This is a genomic window from Paracerasibacillus soli (genome assembly GCF_042432965.1).
GTDB classification, from domain to species: domain Bacteria; phylum Bacillota; class Bacilli; order Bacillales; family Amphibacillaceae; genus Paracerasibacillus; species Paracerasibacillus soli.
In genome coordinates this window covers 1-3,571 of record NZ_JBHLWL010000057.1, presented here as the reverse complement: position 1 = coordinate 3,571, position 3,571 = coordinate 1, and the positions used below count along the sequence as shown (strand labels likewise).

Here is a 3,571-nt window from a genome sequence, read left to right as displayed (position 1 = left end):
AATGGCTAAAAAACGAATCAACTGATGAATAATTATTTATTTTAGGGTGGTTCAAAATTTAATTGCGAAGTGGCTCACTTTTCACTTGCGAAATACACCTTTTGACTTTACACTACTTCTGGTTAGGTTTACACAATCACCCCTTCTAAGCCCCCCAAAAAATTGAAGGTACACACCTAGTGCTATTGGGGTTGTGTGTTTCATTGCCAATCTGATAAAACTAATTATGTAGTTTAAATTCAATTCATGTACTAACTCTGTTTGTCTGGGATTAGGTCTCCTGTATAACTGGAAGAAGGAGCTACTCTTATTACTAAGTCTTTCATTGTATTCTTGAATAGTTTCTCTATTATTAATAATTCCGTTCCTAATAAGAAATCCCATAAACTCTTTAAGTGTAAGTTGATTGTTTAATATAGTAGATTTTGATTTCCCTTCTGAAACCAACCAGTTGATATAGTACTCCACTTTATTAAAGCTAAGTGTGGATAATCTTGCTTCGAGTTCTCTAAAAGTAAAATGGTTTTCAACAAACCAATTCAGAAACCTAACCACTATTTGCCCCTTGGTTTTTAATGTGTTGTATTTAGAGCCTTTCTTTTCATACAAGAAGTTAGAAACAGGGTGTACTTTATACAAGTCCATATCATTAATAATAACTATATGACACTGCTTTACTTCCTGATTTGTCCTTAAAGTGGTAATGGAAGACCTAAGACCAAATCTAGTATGTATCACAAACACCCCCAATAAATATCCAACTATTTGAATAATAAGAATTATATCAAAGCATCTTCATTAAAACCATGAAAAAGAGAAGATATCTTGCCGAAACATTGAGTATTTAATATATATATAAACAATAAAAACCAAAAATAGGGTTAAAACCAAAATATATCATATAAATGCCATTACCATCTCCATATTGAAGGGAAGGGTTATAAACACCGAGATCGAGATTTTAGAAATTTACTGAAAAAGACAGGAGCTCCGAGATTTTGTAAACCGTTACCTTCTCAACAGATAAATAGTTATACATATAAATGTAAGCAGTGTAAATTCTTATATAAAAGGAAACGACGCATAGATATAAAAAAATATAGATGTGGAAAATGCAAGGGAGAGTTGGTCATAATCGAGTAAAATCTAACTTCTGATGAGATTATAAAAGGAAATCATTGATAATAATATAAAAGTAGAAATCAAATCAGTACAATTTCCTTCTTTTTTTACTGGCATAGAATCAAGTAGAAGGGAATTATTAATTAGGTTATATTCTTGACATAAAAACTGATTGTACATCATTAGCAATATGAAGATTAGGTAATAATGATGAGCTTTAGAAAGTTTGGTTTCCATTTGTCTTTCAATGGAATAAATAAGAATAAAGATCTATAGTTAACCATTTCTTCATTAAATGGGGAAACCAATTTTGGCTAAATAAAAAAGATATATAGTATTTTTATTAAAAAGGCATTGACGAATTTTGTCATCCATGATAAATTAATATAGCCGTCGAGATAATAACGGTATTTTTAAAAGGAAAGTAAAATAAAAGGTTGACAATGAGTGAAATTTGTTTTAATATGTTTTTTGTTGCTATTATTTGAACGTCATTTAGATAGCGCAAATAAATCCTTTATCATTCCACAGTAGCTCAGTGGTAGAGCAATCGGCTGTTAACCGATCGGTCGTAGGTTCGAATCCTACCTGTGGAGCCATTTGGAGAAGTACTCAAGAGGCTGAAGAGGCGCCCCTGCTAAGGGTGTAGGTCGGTTATACCGGCGCGAGGGTTCAAATCCCTCCTTCTCCGCCATAATATGGCCCGTTGGTCAAGCGGTTAAGACACCGCCCTTTCACGGCGGTAACACGGGTTCGAATCCCGTACGGGTCATCTTCTTTATAAAAAAATAGGTTGGTCTGGTAGTTCAGTTGGTTAGAATGCCTGCCTGTCACGCAGGAGGTCGCGGGTTCGAGTCCCGTCCAGACCGCCATTTGTTGGGCTATAGCCAAGCGGTAAGGCAACGGGTTTTGGTCCCGTCATTCCTAGGTTCGAATCCTAGTAGCCCAGCCATTTTTATTTTGAAGTGTTTTGTGATTATATTAACAGATAGCATCAAGAGCCATTAGCTCAGTCGGTAGAGCATCTGACTTTTAATCAGAGGGTCACAGGTTCGAATCCTGTATGGCTCACCATTATATAACTGCTGCTAATGAAACGACTTGTGTATATGTATTATAAGAATGATATCTATAAACTTATAAAAATGCGGTCGTGGCGGAATGGCAGACGCGCTAGGTTGAGGGCCTAGTGGGAGTTAAATCCCGTGGAAGTTCGAGTCTTCTCGACCGCACTTTGCTTTTTGAAAAAAGTAATTGCCTTTTTCATAATAATATGTTATATTAATGAGGTCGCGCTATTGCGCCCGTAGCTCAATTGGATAGAGCGTTTGACTACGGATCAAAAGGTTAGGGGTTCGACTCCTCTCGGGCGCGCCATATTAAATTGATTATTATATTTAGCAACGGGAAGTAGCTCAGCTTGGTAGAGCACATGGTTTGGGACCATGGGGCCGCAGGTTCGAATCCTGTCTTCCCGACCAGTGAAGCCAGTTGTTATTAAGATTACGAATGCGGGTGTAGTTTAGTGGTAAAACCTCAGCCTTCCAAGCTGATGTCGAGGGTTCAATTCCCTTCACCCGCTCCATTTTGTTTAATGGGCCTGTAGCTCAGCTGGTTAGAGCGCACGCCTGATAAGCGTGAGGTCGGTGGTTCGAGTCCACTCAGGCCCACTTTTACTCTTAAAATAAAATGAGTAAAAAGGTATTGACATAAACTATTCTATCTGTTAAGATTAAATAGTTGCACAAAAAACATTTGCTCTTTGAAAACTGAACAGAACGACCAGTATTCGAAATAAATGGTAAAGGTGCTTTTAGCAACTTGGTTGCTAAGTGCTTGAATCAAAAACTTTGAAGAAAAACAACCTCGTTTTTCTTATTTATAGCTAAGAAACAACAAACTTTTTTGGAGAGTTTGATCTTGGCTCAGGACGAACGCTGGCGGCGTGCCTAATACATGCAAGTCGAGCGCGGGAAGCAAGCTGATCCCTTCGGGGTGACGCTTGTGGAACGAGCGGCGGACGGGTGAGTAACACGTGGGCAACCTACCTGTAAGACTGGGATAACTCCGGGAAACCGGTGCTAATACCGGATGATACTTTTCACCACATGGTGAGAAGATGAAAGATGGCTTCGGCTATCACTTATAGATGGGCCCGCGGCGCATTAGCTAGTTGGTGGGATAACGGCCTACCAAGGCAACGATGCGTAGCCGACCTGAGAGGGTGATCGGCCACACTGGGACTGAGACACGGCCCAGACTCCTACGGGAGGCAGCAGTAGGGAATCTTCCGCAATGGACGAAAGTCTGACGGAGCAACGCCGCGTGAGTGATGAAGGTTTTCGGATTGTAAAACTCTGTTGTTAGGGAAGAACAAGTACCGTTTAAATAAGGCGGTACCTTGACGGTACCTAACCAGAAAGCCCCGGCTAACTACGTGCCAGCAGCC

Annotated in this window: 11 tRNA genes, 1 rRNA gene and 1 pseudogene; all 13 read left to right on the top strand. The window is 39.4% G+C overall.

Annotated features, from left to right (window positions below):
- Positions 1 to 906: 906 nt before the first annotated feature.
- Positions 907 to 1,143: pseudogene (locus ACFFIS_RS14495) on the top strand (zinc ribbon domain-containing protein); the annotation flags it as partial.
- 503 nt (positions 1,144 to 1,646) lie between these two features.
- Positions 1,647 to 1,721 (top strand) — tRNA-Asn (locus tag ACFFIS_RS14490).
- A 3-nt stretch (positions 1,722 to 1,724) separates the two neighbouring features.
- Positions 1,725 to 1,816: transfer RNA gene (locus tag ACFFIS_RS14485), tRNA-Ser, on the top strand.
- A gap of 6 nt (positions 1,817 to 1,822) precedes the next feature.
- Positions 1,823 to 1,894, top strand: a tRNA-Glu gene (locus tag ACFFIS_RS14480).
- Positions 1,895 to 1,917: 23 nt separating this feature from the next.
- A tRNA-Asp gene (locus ACFFIS_RS14475) sits at positions 1,918 to 1,994 on the top strand.
- A gap of 5 nt (positions 1,995 to 1,999) precedes the next feature.
- A tRNA-Gln gene (locus ACFFIS_RS14470) sits at positions 2,000 to 2,074 on the top strand.
- Positions 2,075 to 2,120: 46 nt separating this feature from the next.
- A tRNA-Lys gene (locus ACFFIS_RS14465) sits at positions 2,121 to 2,196 on the top strand.
- Between the two features lie 73 nt (positions 2,197 to 2,269).
- Positions 2,270 to 2,354 (top strand) — tRNA-Leu (locus ACFFIS_RS14460).
- Between the two features lie 68 nt (positions 2,355 to 2,422).
- Positions 2,423 to 2,499, top strand: a tRNA-Arg gene (locus ACFFIS_RS14455).
- Between the two features lie 27 nt (positions 2,500 to 2,526).
- Positions 2,527 to 2,603 (top strand) — tRNA-Pro (locus ACFFIS_RS14450).
- Between the two features lie 30 nt (positions 2,604 to 2,633).
- Positions 2,634 to 2,707: transfer RNA gene (locus tag ACFFIS_RS14445), tRNA-Gly, on the top strand.
- A gap of 11 nt (positions 2,708 to 2,718) precedes the next feature.
- Positions 2,719 to 2,792 (top strand) — tRNA-Ile (locus ACFFIS_RS14440).
- Positions 2,793 to 3,024: 232 nt separating this feature from the next.
- A 16S ribosomal RNA gene (locus tag ACFFIS_RS14435) occupies positions 3,025 to 3,571 on the top strand; the annotation flags it as partial.